The sequence below is a fragment of the Ruegeria sp. L12 genome (assembly GCF_056531745.1).
Map to the genome: position 1 here is coordinate 211,956 of NZ_JBQFMH010000001.1, position 19,296 is coordinate 231,251.

Genomic DNA, 19,296 nt, shown 5'->3' on the forward strand with positions numbered 1-19,296 from the left:
CCCAGACTCGGGGTCAAAGAAAGGAGAGGCCGATGGCCCAGACACAACACGCAGAGCCGCCCACAGGCGCGGTGCGCGCCGGTTTCGAACGCGCCAAGGGGGCGCTGCTCAGCCTCTTGCTGGTCGGGGCAATGATCTATGCGGGCATCCTTGGTTATATGTACTTCAACCAGCAATCCCTGCTCTACAAACCAGACGGCGAACTGCCCGAACCCGGCGCGATCGGGTTGGCGGATGTCGATGTGCTGTCGGTGCCGATGGCTGACGGCACGGTTCTGACCGCGTGGTCCGCACCCGCCGCCGTTGACGGTGCGCCGACGGTTCTGTTCTTTCACGGCCAGAGCGGCAATCTGGGCGACCGCGCCGCCCGGCTGCGCGAAATTCTCAACTCGGGCTATGGGCTGCTTGCGCCCAGCTATCGGGGTTTTCCGGGCAGCGAAGGCGAGCCTTCGGAACTGGCGCTGATCTCGGACGGGGTCCAACTGTTTGACAAGCTGGACGGCGAAGGCAAAGCCGTTATTATGCACGGCCAGAGCCTCGGCACCGGTATTGCCGCCGCCGTCGCGGCCGAGCGTCCGGCTGCCGAATTGCTGGTGCTTGAGGCTCCGTTCACGGCCACGGTCGACGTCGCGGTCGAGCGTTATCCGTTGCTTCCGGTGTCAGCTCTGATGAAGGATCAGTTCGCGACACGCGACCTGATCGAACAGATCACCGTGCCAACGCTGATTTTCCACGGGACCGAAGACGAAACCATCCCCGTGCACCATGGCGAAGCGTTGGCAAGGATGTCCGACGCGGCGCAGCTCTATGTGATCCCCGACGGCACTCACAACGACCTCTGGTCGCATGGTCTGTGGGATGAGGTGCAAAAGAACCTGTCGCAGAACTGAGCTTACAGCACCCGGCCCGCCACCGCATCCAGCTTGGTCAGCAGAGCAGGGTCACGCTTTTCGGGCGCGGTCAGGATGGCAAATTCCAGCGCCCGGTCGCAGCCATGCGGGCAGGGCGCGCGCTCGGTTCCCAACAGGGCGGGCAGGCCCTTGACCAGCGCCCGGCCTTTTTCAGCATTGCCGGTCAGGGTGGCGATGATGGCGGTAACGTCAACCTCGCCATGATCCGGGTGCCAGCTGTCATAGTCGGTGACCATGGCGATTGAGGCATAACAAAGCTCGGCCTCGCGGGCGAGTTTGGCCTCGGGCATGTTGGTCATGCCGATCACGTCACAGCCCCATTGCTCGCGATACATTTTGGATTCTGCCAATGACGAGAACTGAGGTCCCTCCATCGCCAGATAGGTGCCGCCGCGATGCACGGTGATGCCCGCCGCCTTGCCCGCGGTCTCACAGGCATCCGACAGGCGCGGGCAGGTGGGATGTGCCACGCTGACATGGGCCACGCAGCCGGTGCCAAAAAAGCTCTTCTCCCGCGCAAAGGTGCGGTCGATGAACTGATCGACAATCACGAAATCCCCCGGCGCCATCTGCTCGCGAAACGACCCGCAGGCCGAGACCGAGATCACATCCGTTGCCCCCAGCCGTTTCAGCGCGTCGATATTGGCGCGATAGGGCACCTCGGTCGGCGAATGCACATGCCCGCGTCCGTGACGCGGCAGAAACGCCATATCGACCCCGCCCAGCGATCCGGTCAGAATCTGGTCCGACGGCGCGCCCCAAGGCGTTTCCACCGTGACCCACTCAGCATTTTCCAGACCGTCGATGTCATAAATGCCCGATCCTCCGATGACGGCGATTTTTGTTTGGGTCACGATTGCTCTCCGCTGAAAATTCCTGCTGAAAGAGTTCTGCGGGCCACAACCCGTTTTGACAAGTGGCTTCAACGGTTTGTGTGCGCTTGCGTCAAGCCATGCGCCAGGTGCATATCAGGGTCCCACCTGACGCGGTATCTCAGCGGCGCTTTGGCCGCTAGAAGGCCCCTTTCGCGCGAACATAACCGACCGACAGGACCGATCCATGCCCCGAGCCTTGCTGGCAAGCTTTGCCAATCGCCTAGCCATACCCGATTTGCGCTGGGTGCCCGACGAAGGGCTGACCTTTGCACGTCTGCGGATCGAGCTGCTGTCGGGCCTCACCGTTGCGCTGGCGCTGGTACCCGAGGCGGTGGCCTTTGCCTTTGTTGCCGGGGTGCACCCGCTGGTCGGGCTGTATGCGGCGTTTCTGGTCGGTTTGATTACCGCGCTGATCGGTGGCCGGCCGGGCATGATTTCGGGCGCAACCGGGGCCTTGGCGGTGGTCATGGTGGCGCTGGTGGCGCAGCACGGCGTCGAATACCTGTTCGCGACCGTTGTTTTGATGGGCATCCTGCAGATCATCGCGGGGGCGATGCACTGGGGCCGCTTCATCCGGTTGGTGCCGCATCCGGTGATGCTGGGCTTTGTCAACGGTCTGGCCATCGTGATCTTTCTGGCACAGCTGGGGCAGTTCAAGGTCCCCGGCACCATGGAAAACACCGGCCACGGCATGGGTGGCGGCGAATGGCTCTCGGGCGCGCAGCTTTATACCATGCTGGGTCTGGTCGCGCTGACCATGGCAGTGATCTGGGTCATGCCCCGCATCACCCGCGTTATTCCTGCGCCTCTGGCCGGGATCATGGTTGTCGCCGCGCTGGTGATCGGTGTCGGGCTGGATGTTCCGCGCGTCGGCGATCTGGCTTCTATCGAGGGTGGATTGCCCAGCTTCCACATCCCTATGGTGCCGCTGAACTGGGAAACCTTTGAGATCATCCTGCCCTATGCCCTGATCCTTGCGGCCATCGGCCTGATCGAATCCCTGCTGACCCTGAATTTGGTGGGCGAGATCACCAACAAACGCGGCGGCGCTTCGCAGGAGTGCATCGCGCAGGGCACGGCGAACGTGGTTACCGGTTTTTTCGGTGGCATGGGTGGCTGCGCCATGATCGGCCAGTCGATGATCAACGTGAAATCGGGTGGACGGACACGTATCGCAGGCATTGCGGCAGCGCTGTTCCTGCTGCTCTTCATCCTCGTCGGCTCATCCCTGATCGAGCAGATCCCGCTGGCCGCGCTGGTCGGCGTGATGTTCATGGTGGTGATCGGAACCTTCGCCTGGAACTCGCTGAATATCCTGCGCAAGGTGCCCCTGACGGATGCGTTTGTGATCGTGCTGGTGACAGTGGTGACCGTGATGGAAGACCTCGCCGTCGCGGTGGTTGTGGGCGTGATCGTCTCGGCGCTGGCCTATGCCTGGAACAACGCCAAACGCATCCATGCCGTCACCCGCGAGTCGGCAACGGAAGAGGGCGCAAAGGTCTATGAGATCCAAGGACCGCTGTTCTTTGGCTCATCCGAAGGCTTCGTGGAACTGTTCGACGTGCCAAACGATCCGCAGACCGTCATCGTCGATTTTGCCGAAAGCCGTGTGGTCGACCAATCCGCGCTGCAGGCGATCGAGAACATTGCGGCGAAATACGAATCCGCCGGCAAGCGCGTGATGCTGCGCCACCTGAGCCGGGATTGCCACAAACTGCTGACTAAAGCCGGCCACCTGATGGTCGACAGCGATGACGACCCCGACTACGAGCTGGCCGTGGATTACTCGGTCCGTACCGGCATTCTGGGCGGCCACTGAATCTTTTGCGAGGCCCTGCCTCGCGCTCCGGGATATCTATAGCCAGATGAAGAACGGATCCCCTGCTTCATCTGGCCGAAAATATCCCGGGGGAGTCGCCCGCAGGGCGGCGGGGGCTGGCCCCCTGTTACCGGATTTCAATCATCCGGACGGTCGAGCGAAAACAACTCGCTGACAACCGAATAATCCCGATAGCCGAGCCGCGCGAGCGGTTTGAATGAAGTCACGTCAAACTTGCCGTCCCTGATGTGATCGTCGTGCAAATGCACGCCGGTGACCTCTCCGAACACCACCCTGTTGGCCGCGCCCGGAAGGGTCACGATTTGGGTCAGCTTGCATTCCAAAGCCGCAGGGGCGCCTTCGACGCGAGAGCAATTGATCGTTTCGCATTCGACCGGCGTCAGCCCGGCATGGGCGAACTCATCCACATGTTTCGACAGGCCCGCCGAGCTGGCGTTCATCGCGTCCTGATGCGCATGCGCCACGACGTTGACGCAAAACACGCCGGTGGCCTCGATATTGGCGATGCTGTCCTTGCCGCCGTCCTGATCGTGCTTGGTGCCGGTTGTGGCGAACATCACCTGTGGCGGCGTGTAGGCGACTCCGTTGAAAAAGGAATAGGGCGCCAGATTGTTGATCCCATCCGCATCGCGCGTCGAAATCCAGCCGATCGGGCGCGGGGTGATGATGGCGTTAAAGGGGTTATGCGGCAGGCCGTGGCCGTCTTCGGGGCGATAGAACATCAAGGTCTCCAAGCGTTTGCCCAAGGCGTATCGAAGTGCTAGGGCGAATTCCAGCAAGGAAAAGAGGGCGCGCGTGCAGCAATTCAGGATCAGGCCGGAACAGCCAGAGGACTGGTGGGAGGTCGAGGCGCTCTATGATCTGTGCTTTGCGCCGGGGCGCGAGGCGCTGTCGTCCTACCGTCTGCGCGATGACGTGCCTCCCGTCGCCGGCCTGTCGCAGGTTGCGCGTGACGGACAGGGTGTCGTGGCGGGGGCGATCCGGTTCTGGCCGGTGCATGTGGGCGATCACGATGCGCTGTTGTTGGGGCCGGTGGCGGTACATCCGACCCATCAGGGCGAAGGGCTGGGGGGGTATCTGATCCATCAGGGCGTTGAAGCCGGGCGCGCCAAGGGTTGGAGGCGGGTCATGCTGGTGGGTGACGCGCCGTATTACGCCCGGTTTGGGTTTACCCCGCTGACCGGGGTCGAAATGCCGCCACCGACCAATCCGGACAGGATACTGGGGCTGGAGCTGACCCCCGGAGTTTGGTCGGGAATTCAAGGGCTTGTCACGCGCTGGACCCGCTGACCCATTGAAATCCCGCTGCAAAGTGCCGATGTTTTCAAAACAGGAGGGCACAGATGCAGGACGTTGTTCTTGTCGCAAAACTCGATCCCGAGGCCGAGCTTGACCGTTTGGCGAAACTCTATTCCTCGGCCGGGGGCGCGGGGGTTTCGCTGCTCAACAAGCTGGGCGGATCGGCGGAATCTCTGCTGGATCAACTGCCCGAGCCGGTGCGCCATGGCCTGACCGAGGCGACCGAGCAGGCGCTGTGGATTGCGATGCATGCTGCCGAAGGATCGCGGCGCGCGGTGCCGGATCAAAAGCCGTGGGTCAACACCGCCGTGACCACCGCTATGGGGGCCGCCGGGGGGCTGGGCGGGATGTCTACGGCATTGGTCGAGCTGCCCGCCACGACGGCGATGATTTTGCGCGCGATTCAGGGCGCTGCCGCGCGAGAAGGGTTCGATCCCGGGGCCGAGAACGTGAAATTCGATTCGATCCGGGTGCTGTCCGCTGCCGGGCCGCTGTCTCAGGATGACGGGGCGGATCTGGGCTTCTTTTCGATGCGCCTGACGCTGACCGGACCCGCCTTGCAGCGCCTGATTGCGATGGTGGCGCCGCGCCTGTCCGTCGTGCTGGGGCAGAAGCTTGCGGCGCAGTCGGTACCTCTGTTGGGGGCTCTGGCCGGAGGGGGCACGAATTTCATCTACACGCGCTTTTATCAGCAGATTGCCCATGTCCATTTCGGGCTGCGGCGTCTGGCCATTGATGCCGATATCCCGCATGAGGATCTGGTGCGGCGCCTGTCCGGGCGTATGGCCACATAGATCGCAGCCGCGCTAAATGCTTGGCTTGGGTCTCAGTATATGGTATTTTCTATTGTATAAACCGCAACATAAGCGGAGAGAGCAGTGGTAAGAAGCCGTGTTTGACAGGCGTGACAGTGCAACGAAGGGCGGGCTTTCATCCGAAAGCCATTCGCTTGCCGGGGCGTTGCCGGTTTATGCCCAGTCAGCGGCATTGTGTTACCGCATTGAGGCGGGCCAGCTGCAGATATTGCTGATCACGACGCGCAAATCGCGGCGTTGGATCATCCCCAAGGGCTGGCTGATCAACGGGATCGGCCCATCGCAGACCGCGGCTCGTGAAGCCTGGGAAGAGGCGGGCGTGTTGGGTCAGTGCGGAGCGGAAAGTCTGGGGCGCTTTGCCTATGTCAAGAACCGGCCCAGCAAGGCGTCGGCTTTGTGCGTGGTGGACGTGTTCCCGCTGCATGTTCAGCATCTGGCAGGCCAATACCCCGAGGCCGGTGAGCGCAGGCGCAAGTGGCTGACACCCAAAAAGGCAGCGCAGCGGGTGGCGTCGCCCGATCTTGCTTCACTCTTGCGTGGATTCGGGCATCTGACGCAGTAGGTATGGAGATCAAGACTTGATCTTGCCATGTTGGTCGGTATCAATTCGGCAAGCGAATTTTGGACGTGTAATGATTCAATACTCACTGAAATGCAGCAATGGTCACAGCTTTGACAGCTGGTTCCAGTCCGGAAAGGCCTATGACAGGCTGTCTGCGGCAGGAATGGTGACCTGTGCCGATTGCGGCTGCAACAAGGTGGAAAAAGCGATCATGACACCGCGGGTTCGGCCTGCGCGCTCGGCCGTGGTCGAGAAGGCGCCGGTCAATGACGCGCCAGATCAGATCAGCATGGCCAAGCCTACGCCCGAAATCGAGAAAGTCCTGACGGAACTGCGTCGTCAGTTCGAACAGAACTCGGATTATGTGGGTCAGGATTTCGCCAGTGAAGCCCGCAAGATTCACCTGGGCGATGCGCCCGAGCGTGCCATCTATGGCGAAGCCAAGCCCGAGGAAGCGCGGGCGCTGGTGGAAGATGGCGTGCCGGTGGCACCGCTGCCTTTTGTCCCCACGCGCAAGACCAACTGACCCATGCATGTGGTGATCACCGGCGCGGGCCGAGGGATCGGAAAAACCCTTTCAGATCAGTATCGTGCGGCGGGTCACGCAGTCACCGGTACAGCCCGCGACGGCAGCGCCGAGGTCGTTCTGGATGTCTCGGACCCGGTACAGCAGCGGGCGATGTCCGCGCAGTTGCAGGGCCGTCCGGTCGATCTGCTGGTCTGTAACGCGGGCGTTTATCTGGACAAGGGACATGACATCGGCGGCTATCCTGCCGAGATGTGGGCGCAGACCTTTGCGGCCAATGTGACCGGCGTGTTTCTGACCGTTCAGTCCTTGCTGCCCAATCTGCGCGCGGCACGGGGTCGGGTTGCGATCCTGTCGTCTCAGATGGCCTCGCACACCCGCGCGCCGGGGGGGAGCTACATCTATCGTGCCTCAAAGGCCGCTGCGCTGAATTTGGGGCGTAATTTGGCAACCGATCTGCGCGGTGATGGCGTCGCTGTTGGCGTTTATCACCCCGGCTGGGTGCAAACCGATATGGGTGGTGCCGCGGCAGATATAACCGTGGATCAGGCCGTTGCGGGCCTGATGGACCGGTTCGAGGCGCTGTCGCTTGCCACAACGGGGTGTTTCGAAACCTGGGACGGTCGCGCGCACCCTTACTGATTGTTGAGCGCCGCCTTGGGGATTTCATAAACCTCGCCGGGTTCGATGAAGATCACCATAAGGTCTCCGGGCGTTTCATAGGTCAGTTTTGAGGTCGAGCTGCTGGAATCAGGTATGCCGTTGGTGAAATAAATCCGCCGCACCTCTCCGGTTTTCAACTGGACCGCCAATGTTGCGGTGCCGTCCTCGCGTCTGCGCAATTCGGCCGGGCAGCTGCCCATCGGCTCGCCCGCCAGTGCCGCGCAGGGTACGGTGCCCAGCGCATTCTGGCCATCGGTTCCCGACAGGGTGGCGACCTGCGCATGGGCCGCAGTTGAAATCAGGGACAGGGCGATGGCAAAGCGGTACATGGAATTCCTCTTGGGCGAATGATCGGCGTCAGGCTGACATCGGGGCGCATCAATGTAAAGCGGCCCTGCGTCGCAGTTTGACGGGTTCGCGCCCCTTGCTCTTGCCGCCCCCCTCGCATATGAGGCTCGCAACTTCAAATCCAAGGCGCGGAGACATTTGCCCCCATGCCCGTACTCGTGATGAAATTCGGTGGCACTTCGGTTGCCAATCTTGACCGCATCCGCCGCGCAGCGAAACGCGTCGGTGTCGAGGTGGCCAAGGGCTATGACGTGATCGTTATCGTCTCGGCCATGTCCGGCAAAACCAACGAGCTTGTGGGCTGGGTCGATGAGACCTCGCCGCTGTATGATGCGCGCGAATATGATGCGGTCGTATCCTCGGGCGAAAACGTGACCGCCGGTCTGATGGCGCTGACGCTGCAGGAAATGGATATCCCGGCGCGCAGTTGGCAGGGCTGGCAGGTGCCGCTCAGGACCACCAGCGCCCACAGCCAGGCCCGGATCGCGGAAATCCCGACCGATAACCTGACCCAGAAATTCGACGAAGGCATGAAGGTCGCCGTTGTCGCAGGCTTTCAGGGCATCAGCCCCGAGGGTCGCATCACCACGCTGGGCCGGGGCGGTTCGGACACCACGGCCGTTGCCTTTGCGGCGGCTTTCGACGCCGAACGTTGCGATATCTACACGGATGTGGACGGTGTCTATACCACGGACCCGCGCATCTGCGACAAGGCGCGCAAGCTGGACCGCATCTCGTTCGAGGAGATGCTCGAACTGGCCTCGCTGGGGGCCAAGGTGCTGCAGACCCGCTCGGTCGAGCTGGCGATGCGCTACAAGGTGAAACTGCGCGTTCTCTCAAGTTTTGAAGAACAATCCGACGAGGCCGGTACGCTGGTCTGCGACGAGGAGGATATCATGGAATCCAATGTTGTGGCCGGTGTGGCCTATTCCCGCGACGAAGCCAAGATGACCGTCGTGTCGGTGGCCGACCGCCCCGGCATCGCCTCGATCATCTTCACCGCGCTCAGCGATGAGGGCGTGAATGTGGACATGATTGTCCAGAACATCTCGGACGAAGGGCGCACGGACATGACCTTCTCGTGCCCGACCGATCAGGTGGCGCGCGCCGAAAAGGCGCTGCTGGCGATCAAGGAGCAGGGCGAGCTGAACTATGCCGAGCTGGTCGCGGACGAAGATGTCTGCAAAGTTTCGGTTGTCGGTATCGGCATGCGCTCGCAATCCGGTGTTGCGGCCAAGATGTTCAAAATCCTCTCGGACGAGGGGATCAACATCAAGGTCATCACCACCTCGGAAATCAAAATTTCCGTGCTGATCGACAGGAAATACATGGAACTTGCCGTTCAGGCGCTGCATGATGCGTTTGAACTGGACAAGGCGGCCTGAGCTGATCAGCCAAGGGTCACGCCTGACACCATAAGACGGTTGGGCCATGGCGGACGGTACGGAAACAGAATCCCGCAAGCTGCTCGGGCGGTTGCGCGAAGAGATGGCCAGCGAGGCCGCCGGTCAGGAACGCCTTGACCGGATCACGCAACTGATTGCCGACAGCATCCGGGCCGAGGTTTGTTCGGTCTATCTGTTCCGTGACGAGGACACGCTCGAGCTTTGCGCCACCGAAGGTCTGTCGCCTGAGGCGGTGCACAAGACCCGGATGCGCATGGGCGAAGGGCTGGTGGGCCGCGTCGCCAAATCCGGCAAGGTGGTGAACACGGCAGACGCGCCCTCGGCCAAGGGCTTCCGATATATGCCCGAAACCGGGGAGGAGCGGTTTTCTTCCTTTCTCGGCGTGCCTGTACAACGGCTGGGTCAAAAGCTGGGTGTTCTGGTGGTCCAGTCCCGCGAGGCGCGCGAGTTCTCCGCTGATGAGGTTTATGCGCTGGAAGTGGTCGCTATGGTTCTGGCCGAAATGGCCGAGCTGGGCGCCTTTGTCGGCGAAGGTGCTGCCCTGTCGCCGTTGCACCAGCAATCTGTGCAACTTGAAGGTGGCCCGGCGCAGGAAGGGTCAGCCGAAGGCCATGTCTGGCTGCACGAACCCCGCGTGGTCATCACCAACCCCATCGCCGACGATCCGCATCGCGAAAGCGAACGTCTGAACGAGGCGGTGGAAGAGCTGCGCGTCGGCGTCGACAAGATGCTTGAGATTTCGCAGGGCGGCGATACCGAGCAGCTTCAGGTGCTGGAAGCTTACCGGATGTTCGCAAACTCCAAGGGCTGGATGCGCCGGATGGAAGAGGACATCGCCCTGGGCCTCAGCGCCGAGGCAGCTGTCGAGAAAGAACAATCCCAGGCCCGCGCCCGCATGGGGCAGGTGACCGATCCATACCTGCGCGAACGGCTGGCCGATCTGGATGACCTCAGCAACCGGCTGCTGCGCATTCTGACGGGACAGGGGAATACCAACGGGGCCGACCTGCCGCCCGATCCGATCCTGATTGCCCGTAACATCGGCCCGGGAGACCTGCTGGAATACGGTCGGTCTTTGAAAGGTATCGTGCTCGAGGAAGGGTCGGTCGGCAGCCATGCCACCATCGTTGCGCGCGCGCTGGCGATTCCGCTGGTGGTGCATGTGGGCCGGATCACGACCGAGGCGCTGAACGGCGATCATATCCTTGTCGATGGCGACAACGGTATTGTCCACCTGCGCCCCGAAGATACGGTGGTCAGCGCTTTCCGCGACAAGATCGCCATGCAGGCCAAGGCGCAGGAACGCTATGCCTCAATCCGTGAAACGCCGACGGTGACCCAGGATGGCGCGCGTATCAACATGGTGATGAATGCGGGTCTGATGGCCGATCTGCCCTCGCTGGGCACGTCGGGGGCCGAAGGCGTCGGCCTGTTCCGGACCGAGCTGCAATTCCTGATCCGCAACCAGATGCCGAAACGGCAGGAACTTGTGACGCAATATCAACGGGTTCTGGATGCGGCGGGCGACAAGAAGGTGATTTTTCGCACGCTCGATATCGGATCGGACAAGGTTCTGCCCTATATGAAGCATGTGGCCGAACCGAACCCGGCGCTGGGCTGGCGTGCGATCCGCGTGGGTCTGGACAAACGCGGCGTGATGCGGATGCAGTTGCAGGCGCTGATCCGGGCTGCCAATGGGCGCCCCCTGACCATCATGTTCCCGTTTGTGGCGCAGGCCGACGAATTCCGCGAGGCCCGCTGGGAGGTCAAGAAAACCATCGAACGCGAACGGCGTCTGGGTCATGTCTTGCCCGAAACGCTGGAAGTGGGCGCGATGCTGGAAACCCCCTCACTGGCCTTTGCGCCGCAGAAATTCTTTGACGAGGTTGGGTTCATCTCGATCGGCGGCAACGATCTGAAACAGTTCTTCTTCGCCGCCGACCGCGAGAACGAGCTGGTGCGCCGCCGCTATGACACGCTGAATGTCAGCTTCCTCAGCTTCATCGAACGCATTGTCGAGCGTTGCAACATCTCGGACACGCCGCTCAGCTTCTGTGGCGAAGACGCCGGCCGCCCGGTTGAGGCGCTGTGTCTGGCCGCGATGGGCATCCGCACCCTGTCGATGCGTCCGGCCTCGATCGGGCCGGTCAAAAGCCTTTTGTTGCGCTCGAACCTGCAGGATGTGCGCAAGATCATCGCCGACGCGCGGCACCGCGGTGAACAATCCGTGCGCCCATCGGTGATGGATTGGTTGCGGACGCAATCGTGATCCGGAGGAACCTGAAACTTTCAAAGTTTCAGGCTCGGTTTCTTTTCAAGAAACCGTCATCGCCAGGCTCCGAAGGATTGCTAAAACACAAATCCAAGCTTGATCTTTGCGCATGGAGCCCCTATTGAACCATCAAATGTTAGCGATAACATTAGCGGCACATTGTTACACATCCGGGCTGTCCTCTGATAGACAGGCGACGCACCCCGAGAAGGAGCCTCATCATGGTCTCACGCGTAATTCCGGTAGAACCGTTCGACCTCGTGCTGTTCGGTGCGACGGGCGATCTGGCACAGCGTAAGATCCTGCCGGGGCTCTATCATCGGTTCGAAGTGGGCCAGATGCCGGAAGATGCGCGCATCATCGGCACCGCGCGATCTGATGTGGACAGTGAAGAGTTCCGCAAGCAGCTGCGTGCGTCGATGGATGAATTCGCCCCGAAATACGACAAAGACACGCTGGACCGTTTCCTTGCCCGCGTCGAGTATGTGCCGGTGGACGCGCTGGGCGATGCGGGCTGGCCCGATCTGGCCAAAGCGCTGCGTCCGGATGTGGTGCGCGCCTTTTACCTGTCCGTGGGTCCAAGCCTGTTCTCGGGCATCGCGCAACGGCTGCATGATCACGGTCTGGCCACGCCCGACAGCCGTATCGTGGTGGAAAAACCCTTTGGCCACGATCTGGCCTCAGCCAAGGCCCTGAACGAAGGGTTGCGCGCCTGTTTCGAGGAACATCAAATCTATCGGATCGACCATTATCTGGGCAAGGAAACCGTGCAGAACCTGATGGCCCTGCGCTTTGCCAATTCCCTGTTCGAACCGCTGTGGAACGCCACCCATGTCGATCACGTACAGATCACAGTGGCCGAAACCGTGGGTGTCGAAGGACGCGGCTCCTATTACGATCAGTCCGGCGCGATGCGGGATATGATCCAGAACCATCTGGTTCAATTGCTGTGTCTGACCGCGATGGAGCCGCCCTCGAAATTCGCGCCCAACGCGGTGCGCGATGAAAAGGTCAAGGTGATCGAAGCGCTGGAACCGGTCGAGACCAAAGACATCGCCCGTGGCCAGTATCGCACCGACAAGGGCGGCGACGGTTATCTGGATCACGTCGGAAACCCGGCCAGCCGGACCGAAAGCTTCATCGCCCTCAAGACTCATATCGGCAACTGGCGCTGGGCCGGGGTGCCGTTCTACCTGCGCACCGGCAAACGCCTGCGTGCGCGGGAATCCGAGATCGCGGTGTTCTTCCGCGACCCGCCGCATACGATTTTTCCCAACGTTGGCCCACTGCACGGCAATGTGCTGGTGATCCGCCTGCAACCGGACGAAGGCATCACCCTGCGCACCACCATCAAGGAACCGGGACAGGGCGGTTTCCGCCTGTCCGACGTGGCGCTCGATATGAGCTTTGCCGACGCGCTGGGCGATGGCGCGCAATCTCCCGATGCCTATGAACGCCTGATCATGGACGTGATCCGCGGCGACCAGACACTGTTCATGCGAGGCGACGAGGCCGAGGCCGCCTGGGCCTGGGTCGATCCCATCATTCATGGCTGGGAAGAGCGTGGCGACAAGCCTGCAAAATACGATCAGGGCAGCTCGGGGCCAGAAGAAGCATTGATGCTCATGCATCGCGATGGGCGCCGCTGGCGTCAGATCGGAGAGTAATCATGGTCAACACAGTCATATCCGATGTCACCAAACGCATCATTGACCGCAGCGCCAGCCTGCGCGGCCCACATCTGGAACGGATGGAACAGGCCAAATCCAAAGGCCCGGCGCGTGCGCATCTGTCCTGCAGCGGTCAGGCCCATGCCTATGCGGGCGCGGGTGAAGATCAGCAGTCGATGGCCACTGGCACGGCGGGCAATCTGGGCATTGTCACCGCCTATAATGACATGCTCTCGGCCCACCAGCCGTTTGAACGCTACCCTGCGCTGATCCGCGATGCGATCCGCGCAGCGGGTGGCACAGCACAGGTCGCAGGCGGAGTTCCGGCGATGTGCGATGGCGTCACTCAGGGCGAGGCCGGGATGGAACTGTCGCTGTTTTCGCGTGATGTGATCGCGCTGGCGACAGGTGTAGCGCTTAGCCATAACACCTATGACGCGGCGGTGTTTCTGGGTGTCTGCGACAAGATCGTGCCCGGCCTGATCATCGGCGCGCAGGCCTTCGGCCATCTGCCCGCCGTCTTCCTGCCCGCCGGTCCGATGACCAGCGGTCTCCCGAACGACGAAAAGGCCAAGGTCCGCCAGCAATTCGCAGCCGGAGATGTCGGTCGTGACGCACTGATGAAGGCCGAAATGGCCGCCTATCACGGCCCCGGCACCTGCACCTTCTATGGCACCGCCAACACCAACCAGATGCTGATGGAGTTCATGGGTCTGCACTTGCCGGGCTCCAGCTTCGTCAACCCGGGCACACCCCTGCGCGATGCCCTGACAGAAGAAGGCGCCCGCCGCGCCCTGTCGCTCAGCGCGCTGGGCAATCACTATACGCCGGTCTGCCAGATTCTCGACGAACGCGCCTTCGTCAATGGTATCGTCGGCCTGATGGCGACCGGCGGGTCAACCAACCTGCTGATCCACCTGATCGCCATGGCGCGCGCCGGTGGTATCGTACTGGATTGGGAGGATTTTTCGGACATCTCCGCCGTGGTCCCCTTGGTCGCACGGGTCTATCCGAACGGTCTGGCCGATGTGAACCACTTCCACGCCGCAGGCGGCTTGGGCTTTACCATCGGTACGCTGCTCGAGGACGGCTTGCTGCATCCCGACACCCTGACCGTTGCAGGGCAGGGACTGCACAATTACACCAAGGAACCCAAGCTGAAGAACGGCGAACTGGTCTGGGAAGACGGCGCAGGCCACAGCCTGAACGAAAAGATTGTCCGCCCCGCCAACGACCCGTTTCAGCCCACCGGCGGCCTGTCGCGCCTGACCGGAAATCTGGGCACCGGCGTCATGAAAGTCTCGGCCGTCGCGCCCGAACATCAGGTGGTCGAAGCGCCCGTGCGCGTGTTCCACGACCAGAATGCTGTCAAAGACGCCTTCAAAGCCGGAGAGTTCACCGATGACGTCATCGTTGTCGTCCGCTTCCAGGGGCCCAAAGCCAACGGGATGCCCGAACTGCACTCGCTGACGCCGATGCTCTCGATCTTGCAGGGCAGGGGTCAGAAGGTGGCGCTGGTCACCGATGGCCGTATGTCCGGTGCCTCCGGCAAAGTGCCCGCCGCCATCCATGTCTGCCCCGAGGCGTTAGACGGAGGCGCCATCGCGTGCCTGCAGGATGGCGATATTTTGTGCGTGGACGCGGTGAAAGGCGCGCTGGAAATCCTCACCCCCGGCGTTCTCGACCGCACCCCGGCCACCGCAGATCTTTCGGCAAACCAGCACGGCGTCGGCCGCGACCTCTTTGGCGCCTTCCGCCAGAATGTCGGCTCGGCTGACACCGGCGCCAGCATATTCGGAGTGTAACCCCATGTCCAAAACCCAACGCACCCGCGAGATTTGCGCGCTGGCCCCGATCGTTCCGGTTCTGGTGGTCGACGACGCGGCCCACGCCCGCCCGCTGGCCGAAGCACTGGTCGTCGGTGGCCTCCCCGCGCTCGAGGTTACTCTGCGCACCCCTGCGGCGCTGGACGCTATCCGTGCCATGGCCGACGTCCCCGGCGGCGTTGTCGGCGCAGGCACCTTGGTCACGCCCGAAGACGTCCGCGCCGCCAAAGCGGCCGGCGCGCAATTCGGCGTCTCTCCCGGCGCGACCGACGCGCTGATTGCCGCCTGTGAGGCCGAAGGCCTGCCCCTTCTACCCGGCGCGGCCACCGCGAGTGAGGCGATGGCCCTGCTGGAAAAGGGTTATGACATGCTGAAATTCTTCCCGGCTGAGGCCTCAGGCGGCGCGCCCGCCCTGAAAGCCATTGGCGCACCGCTGCCACAGATCACCTTCTGCCCGACCGGCGGTGTATCCCCCACCAATGCCCACGATTACCTGTCGCTCTCCAACGTGATCTGCGCCGGAGGCAGCTGGGTCGCGCCCAAGCAGATGGTTCAGAACGGCGACTGGTCCGGGATCGAAACCCTCGCCAGCGAAGCCGCCCGTCTGACGGATTGACGCCACAGGGCAAGACGCTAGGGTATGCCTCAATTCAATCAGGTTGCCCTCATGACAAACCAACACTCCCTCGCGCACGGACGCGAGTATCTGGCCATTCCCGGCCCCTCGGTCATGCCCGACGCGGTGCTGCAGGCGATGCATCGCCCGTCGCCCAACATCTATGACGGCGAGCTGATCGAGATGATGCCCGCTCTCACCCGCGACCTCAAGCGCGTGGCCCGCACCGAACATGACGTCGCCATCTACATCGCCAACGGCCATGGCACGTGGGAGGCCGCGCTGTCCAACGTGATCGCCCCCGGCGAAACCGTGCTCGCCCCGGCTTCGGGCCGTTTCACCCATGGCTGGGCCGAGATGGCCGAAGGTATCGGTGCAACGGTTGAGGTGATCGATTTCGGCATGTCCTCAGCCTGGGATATCAACCGCATCGCCGAAGCTCTGCGTGCTGATACCGGCCACAAAATCAAAGCCGTGCTCGCGGTCCATGTCGACACCTCAACGTCGATCCGCAACAACATTCCGGCCTTGCGCGCCTTGCTCGACGACCTCGATCACCCGGCGTTGCTGATGGCGGATTGTATCGCCTCAATGGGTTGCGACCGGTTCGAGATGGATGCCTGGGGGATCGACGTCACCGTCACCGCTTGCCAGAAGGGTCTGATGACCCCGCCCGGCATGGGCTTCGTCTTCTTTAACGAAAAGGCACAGGCCAAACGCGCCCAAATGCCCCGGGTCTCGCAATATTGGGACTGGCAGCCGCGCGCCAATCCCGAGCTGTTCTACCAGTATTTCAACGGCACCGCGCCAACGCACCACCTCTACGGCCTGCGCGCCGCGCTCGACCTGATCCACGCCGAAGGGATCGAGGCCGTCTGGGCCCGGCACGCTCACCTTGCCAAAGCAATTTGGACCGCGTGCGAAGTCTGGGCGCAGGGTGGCGCATTGCATCTGAACGTCACCGATCCGGTCCACCGCAGCCACGCGGTTACCGCCCTCCGCCTGACCGAAGGGCGCGGCACGCCGTTACGCAGCTATACCGAAAACCAACTCGGCCTGACCCTGGGCATCGGTCTGGGGATGGAGGACTGGGACGGTTGCTTCCGCCTCGGCCACATGGGGCACGTAAATGCCCAGATGGTCATGGCCACACTGGGCAGCATGGAAACCGCTATGGCCGCGTTCGACATCCCGCGCGGTCAGGGCGCGCTCGAGGCTGCCGCCGCCACTTTGGCCGCCTAAGCCCTGATCCGCCTCTTCATCTGGCCAAAAATATCCTCGGGGGGAATCGCGCCCCGGCGCGATGGGGGGCAGACAGCCCCCCTTCACCGCTCACCCAAGCGCCTCCGCTGCGGCAAGGGCCTTCGGCAACGCCGCCGCAAACGCCTCCATGTCCGACGCCGCGCCGCAACTCACCCGAATACACCTGTTCTGAGGCGCCGCGAACGGCATCCGCACAAATATGCCCTGCGCAACCAGCGTCTCCAATACAGCCTTGGCAAACGCCCCATCACGCCCGCAATCGATCGCCACGAAATTAGTGGCCGAGGGCAGGGGCTCCAGCCCACACGCGCGGGCAATCTGCCCGATCTGGTCGCGTGCTGCGGCGATTTTGGCCTGAACCTCTGTCAGCCACGCCTGATCCCGCAGCGCCGCCAACGCCCCGGCCTGCGCGGCTCGGTTCATGCCGAAATGGTTGCGCACCTTGTTGAATGCCGCAATCAGATCGGGCGCACCGATGGCATAGCCCACCCGCGCGCCGGCCATGCCATAGACCTTGGAAAACGTCCGCATCCGGATCACACGCGGATCATCCGCCGCAACCGGTGCTGCCGTGCCCTCGGGCGCGCATTCCACATAAGCCTCATCCAGAACCAGCAGACAGCCCTCTGGCAAAGCCTCCATCGCCGCGACGATATCCGCCCCGGAATGCCAACTGCCCATCGGATTGTCGGGATTGGCCAGATAAACCAGCTTCGCATCCACCTCTGCCGCTTTGGCGAACAAAGCGACCGGGTCCTCATGATCATTGCGATAGGGAACTTTGTGCAGAACCCCGCCAAACCCGGCCACATGATAGTTGAAGGTCGGATAGGCCCCGTCCGAGGTCACCACCGCATCACCGGGTCCAACCAGCAGCCGCACCAGATAGCCCAGCAACCCGTCAATGCCTTCGCCCGCCACGATATTTGCAGGCGCAACCCCATGATGCGCCGCCAGCGCATGGCGCAGGTCGTGATTTTCGGGATCGCCATACATCCAGACCTCGCCCGCCGTCCGCTGCATCGCCTCGACGGCACGGGGCGAGGGGCCAAACACACTCTCATTCGCCCCCAGCCGTGCGACAAAAGGCGTGCCGCGCTGACGCTCCTGTGTCTCGGGGCCAACAAAGGGCACGGTTGCAGGCAGGGATTGCGCAAGCGGGGTGTAACGAGGACCAGTCATGGTCGCAGATAAACGCAACCTTCCAAGCGGGGCAAGCCTTGCACCCCGCCGCATTCATCGTCAGTTTGCGCGCAACTGAAATTCGGAGGTGTCATGCGTTATCTACTGGGCCTTGCCCTAATCGGTCTTGCCTATCTGCTGTTCTGGCCGGTCCCGGTTGATCCGGTCTCGCATGAAATGCCGGAACCCCCCGGTTTCACCGGAGATTTTGCCGAGAACAGGCATCTCGACAAGGCGCAGCTGACCTCCCTCCCGAAGGACGAGATCGGCCCCGAGGATATCGCCGTGCTGCCGGGCGGTGCGGTCTATACCACCAGCCTGTCGGGCTTTCTCTATCGCATCGACGGGGATCAGCCGGTTGAGGTCGACCAGCTTGGCGGACGCCCCCTCGGGCTGCGGGCGGGGCCGGATGGCGCGCTTTATATTGCCGACAGCTTTCGCGGGTTGATGCGCTGGACCGGGCCGGGGTCACTGGAAACGCTGGTCTCGGAAATCGACGGCGCACCGGTGATCTATGCCAACAATCTCGACGTGGCGCAGGACGGCACCGTCTATTTCTCGAACTCCTCGGATCGCTTCGACCCTGAGACGATGGGCGGTACCAAACCGACCTCGGTTCTGACCATCTGGGAGCAATCGCCGACAGGATATGTTGCGCGCTACGCACCCGATGGAACCGCGCAGAAGATCGCCGAGGGGGTCGTCTATACCAACGGCATCGCCCTTTCACCCGACGAAGACTTCCTGCTGATTGCCGAAACGGGGCGCGCGCGGGTGCACAAGCTCTGGCTGACCGGCCCCAAGGCAGGTGAGCAGGAGGTGCTGCTCGACAACCTGCCGGGCTATCCCGACAACATCAAGGCGCAGGGGGACGGTACCTATTGGATGGCCTTCGCCAGCCCGCGCGTGCCCGCGGAAAAGCTGATGCCCTATCCCTTCCTGCGCAAAGTGATCTGGCGATTGGGTCCAAAGATGCGCCCCGCGCCGATCCATCGCGGAATGCTGGTGCAGTTCGATGGCGACGGCACCATCCTGCGTACGTTGCAGGACCCCGACGGTCGGCTGGGCATCACCACAGCGGGCCAGATCGTTGGTGACCAGTTTTATGTGATGACGCTGGATTCGCCTTGGTTTGGCCGGATACCGGTTGCCGATCTGCCCTGACGTCGCGGTGGCGCTCCGGGCCGTGTGCTGGCAAGGTTGGCGCAACACTAAACGCTTC

The 19,296-nt window shown here is 62.4% G+C and carries 18 protein-coding genes; 14 read left to right on the forward strand and 4 right to left on the reverse strand.

Going from position 1 to position 19,296, the window contains the following annotated elements; all coding sequences use genetic code 11:
* The first annotated feature begins 32 nt into the window (after window positions 1–32).
* On the forward strand, window positions 33–890 hold the full coding sequence (locus ACR0K9_RS01020; protein WP_480820053.1) for an alpha/beta hydrolase: 858 nt from the start codon (window positions 33–35) through the stop codon (window positions 888–890).
* A 2-nt stretch (window positions 891–892) separates the two neighbouring features.
* Here ACR0K9_RS01020 and ACR0K9_RS01025 read toward each other — a convergent pair whose 3' ends face one another.
* Window positions 893–1,765 carry an S-methyl-5'-thioadenosine phosphorylase gene (locus ACR0K9_RS01025; protein WP_480820055.1) on the reverse strand — a complete coding sequence of 291 codons (873 nt, stop codon included), beginning with the start codon at window positions 1,763–1,765 and terminating at the stop codon, window positions 893–895.
* A gap of 205 nt (window positions 1,766–1,970) precedes the next feature.
* Here ACR0K9_RS01025 and ACR0K9_RS01030 point away from each other — a divergent pair, with 205 nt between their 5' ends.
* On the forward strand, window positions 1,971–3,605 hold the full coding sequence (locus tag ACR0K9_RS01030) for a SulP family inorganic anion transporter (RefSeq protein WP_480820057.1): 1,635 nt from the start codon (window positions 1,971–1,973) through the stop codon (window positions 3,603–3,605).
* A 137-nt stretch (window positions 3,606–3,742) separates the two neighbouring features.
* Here ACR0K9_RS01030 and ACR0K9_RS01035 read toward each other — a convergent pair whose 3' ends face one another.
* Window positions 3,743–4,348, reverse strand: a complete 606-nt coding sequence (locus tag ACR0K9_RS01035) for a flavin reductase family protein (RefSeq protein WP_480820059.1) — start codon at window positions 4,346–4,348, stop codon at window positions 3,743–3,745.
* A gap of 73 nt (window positions 4,349–4,421) precedes the next feature.
* On the opposite strand from ACR0K9_RS01035, the gene ACR0K9_RS01040 reads away from it, so the two are divergent.
* The 5 genes from ACR0K9_RS01040 to ACR0K9_RS01060 all read left to right on the forward strand — a co-directional run bounded on the left by ACR0K9_RS01040 (window position 4,422) and on the right by ACR0K9_RS01060 (window position 7,470).
* Window positions 4,422–4,916, forward strand: a complete 495-nt coding sequence (locus tag ACR0K9_RS01040; protein ID WP_480820061.1) for a GNAT family N-acetyltransferase — start codon at window positions 4,422–4,424, stop codon at window positions 4,914–4,916.
* Window positions 4,917–4,969: 53 nt separating this feature from the next.
* Window positions 4,970–5,719, forward strand: coding sequence for an EcsC family protein (locus ACR0K9_RS01045; protein ID WP_480820063.1), 750 nt, complete (start codon window positions 4,970–4,972; stop codon window positions 5,717–5,719).
* A 97-nt stretch (window positions 5,720–5,816) separates the two neighbouring features.
* Window positions 5,817–6,302, forward strand: a complete 486-nt coding sequence (locus ACR0K9_RS01050) for an NUDIX hydrolase (protein ID WP_480820065.1) — start codon at window positions 5,817–5,819, stop codon at window positions 6,300–6,302.
* A gap of 70 nt (window positions 6,303–6,372) precedes the next feature.
* Window positions 6,373–6,828, forward strand: coding sequence for a DUF1178 family protein (locus ACR0K9_RS01055; protein WP_480820067.1), 456 nt, complete (start codon window positions 6,373–6,375; stop codon window positions 6,826–6,828).
* A 3-nt stretch (window positions 6,829–6,831) separates the two neighbouring features.
* Window positions 6,832–7,470, forward strand: coding sequence for an SDR family NAD(P)-dependent oxidoreductase (locus ACR0K9_RS01060; protein WP_480820069.1), 639 nt, complete (start codon window positions 6,832–6,834; stop codon window positions 7,468–7,470).
* Here the strand turns inward: ACR0K9_RS01060 and ACR0K9_RS01065 are convergent.
* Window positions 7,464–7,820 carry a hypothetical protein gene (locus tag ACR0K9_RS01065; RefSeq protein ID WP_480535219.1) on the reverse strand — a complete coding sequence of 119 codons (357 nt, stop codon included), beginning with the start codon at window positions 7,818–7,820 and terminating at the stop codon, window positions 7,464–7,466. The two genes, ACR0K9_RS01060 and ACR0K9_RS01065, sit on opposite strands and share 7 nt — an antisense overlap.
* Before the next feature lie 165 nt (window positions 7,821–7,985).
* On the opposite strand from ACR0K9_RS01065, the gene ACR0K9_RS01070 reads away from it, so the two are divergent.
* The 6 genes from ACR0K9_RS01070 to ACR0K9_RS01095 all read left to right on the forward strand — a co-directional run bounded on the left by ACR0K9_RS01070 (window position 7,986) and on the right by ACR0K9_RS01095 (window position 16,871).
* Window positions 7,986–9,224, forward strand: coding sequence for an aspartate kinase (locus ACR0K9_RS01070; RefSeq protein ID WP_480820071.1), 1,239 nt, complete (start codon window positions 7,986–7,988; stop codon window positions 9,222–9,224).
* Between the two features lie 46 nt (window positions 9,225–9,270).
* Complete coding sequence (gene ptsP, locus ACR0K9_RS01075; protein ID WP_480820073.1) at window positions 9,271–11,514, forward strand: phosphoenolpyruvate--protein phosphotransferase; 2,244 nt, start codon at window positions 9,271–9,273, stop codon at window positions 11,512–11,514.
* Window positions 11,515–11,738: 224 nt separating this feature from the next.
* Entirely contained in the window at window positions 11,739–13,184 is a 1,446-nt protein-coding gene (gene zwf / locus ACR0K9_RS01080; protein ID WP_480820075.1) for a glucose-6-phosphate dehydrogenase, read from the forward strand.
* A 2-nt stretch (window positions 13,185–13,186) separates the two neighbouring features.
* Window positions 13,187–14,992 carry a phosphogluconate dehydratase gene (gene edd, locus ACR0K9_RS01085; RefSeq protein ID WP_480820077.1) on the forward strand — a complete coding sequence of 602 codons (1,806 nt, stop codon included), beginning with the start codon at window positions 13,187–13,189 and terminating at the stop codon, window positions 14,990–14,992.
* A gap of 4 nt (window positions 14,993–14,996) precedes the next feature.
* Window positions 14,997–15,629, forward strand: coding sequence for a bifunctional 4-hydroxy-2-oxoglutarate aldolase/2-dehydro-3-deoxy-phosphogluconate aldolase (locus ACR0K9_RS01090; protein ID WP_480820079.1), 633 nt, complete (start codon window positions 14,997–14,999; stop codon window positions 15,627–15,629).
* 51 nt (window positions 15,630–15,680) lie between these two features.
* On the forward strand, window positions 15,681–16,871 hold the full coding sequence (locus tag ACR0K9_RS01095; RefSeq protein WP_480820081.1) for a pyridoxal-phosphate-dependent aminotransferase family protein: 1,191 nt from the start codon (window positions 15,681–15,683) through the stop codon (window positions 16,869–16,871).
* 90 nt (window positions 16,872–16,961) lie between these two features.
* Here ACR0K9_RS01095 and ACR0K9_RS01100 read toward each other — a convergent pair whose 3' ends face one another.
* Entirely contained in the window at window positions 16,962–18,074 is a 1,113-nt protein-coding gene (locus ACR0K9_RS01100) for a pyridoxal phosphate-dependent aminotransferase (protein ID WP_480820083.1), read from the reverse strand.
* A 93-nt stretch (window positions 18,075–18,167) separates the two neighbouring features.
* Between ACR0K9_RS01100 and ACR0K9_RS01105 the strand changes: the two genes are divergently transcribed.
* Window positions 18,168–19,238: an SMP-30/gluconolactonase/LRE family protein gene (locus tag ACR0K9_RS01105; protein WP_480820085.1), complete on the forward strand. Its 1,071-nt coding sequence runs from the start codon at window positions 18,168–18,170 to the stop codon at window positions 19,236–19,238.
* Window positions 19,239–19,296: the final 58 nt, after the last annotated feature.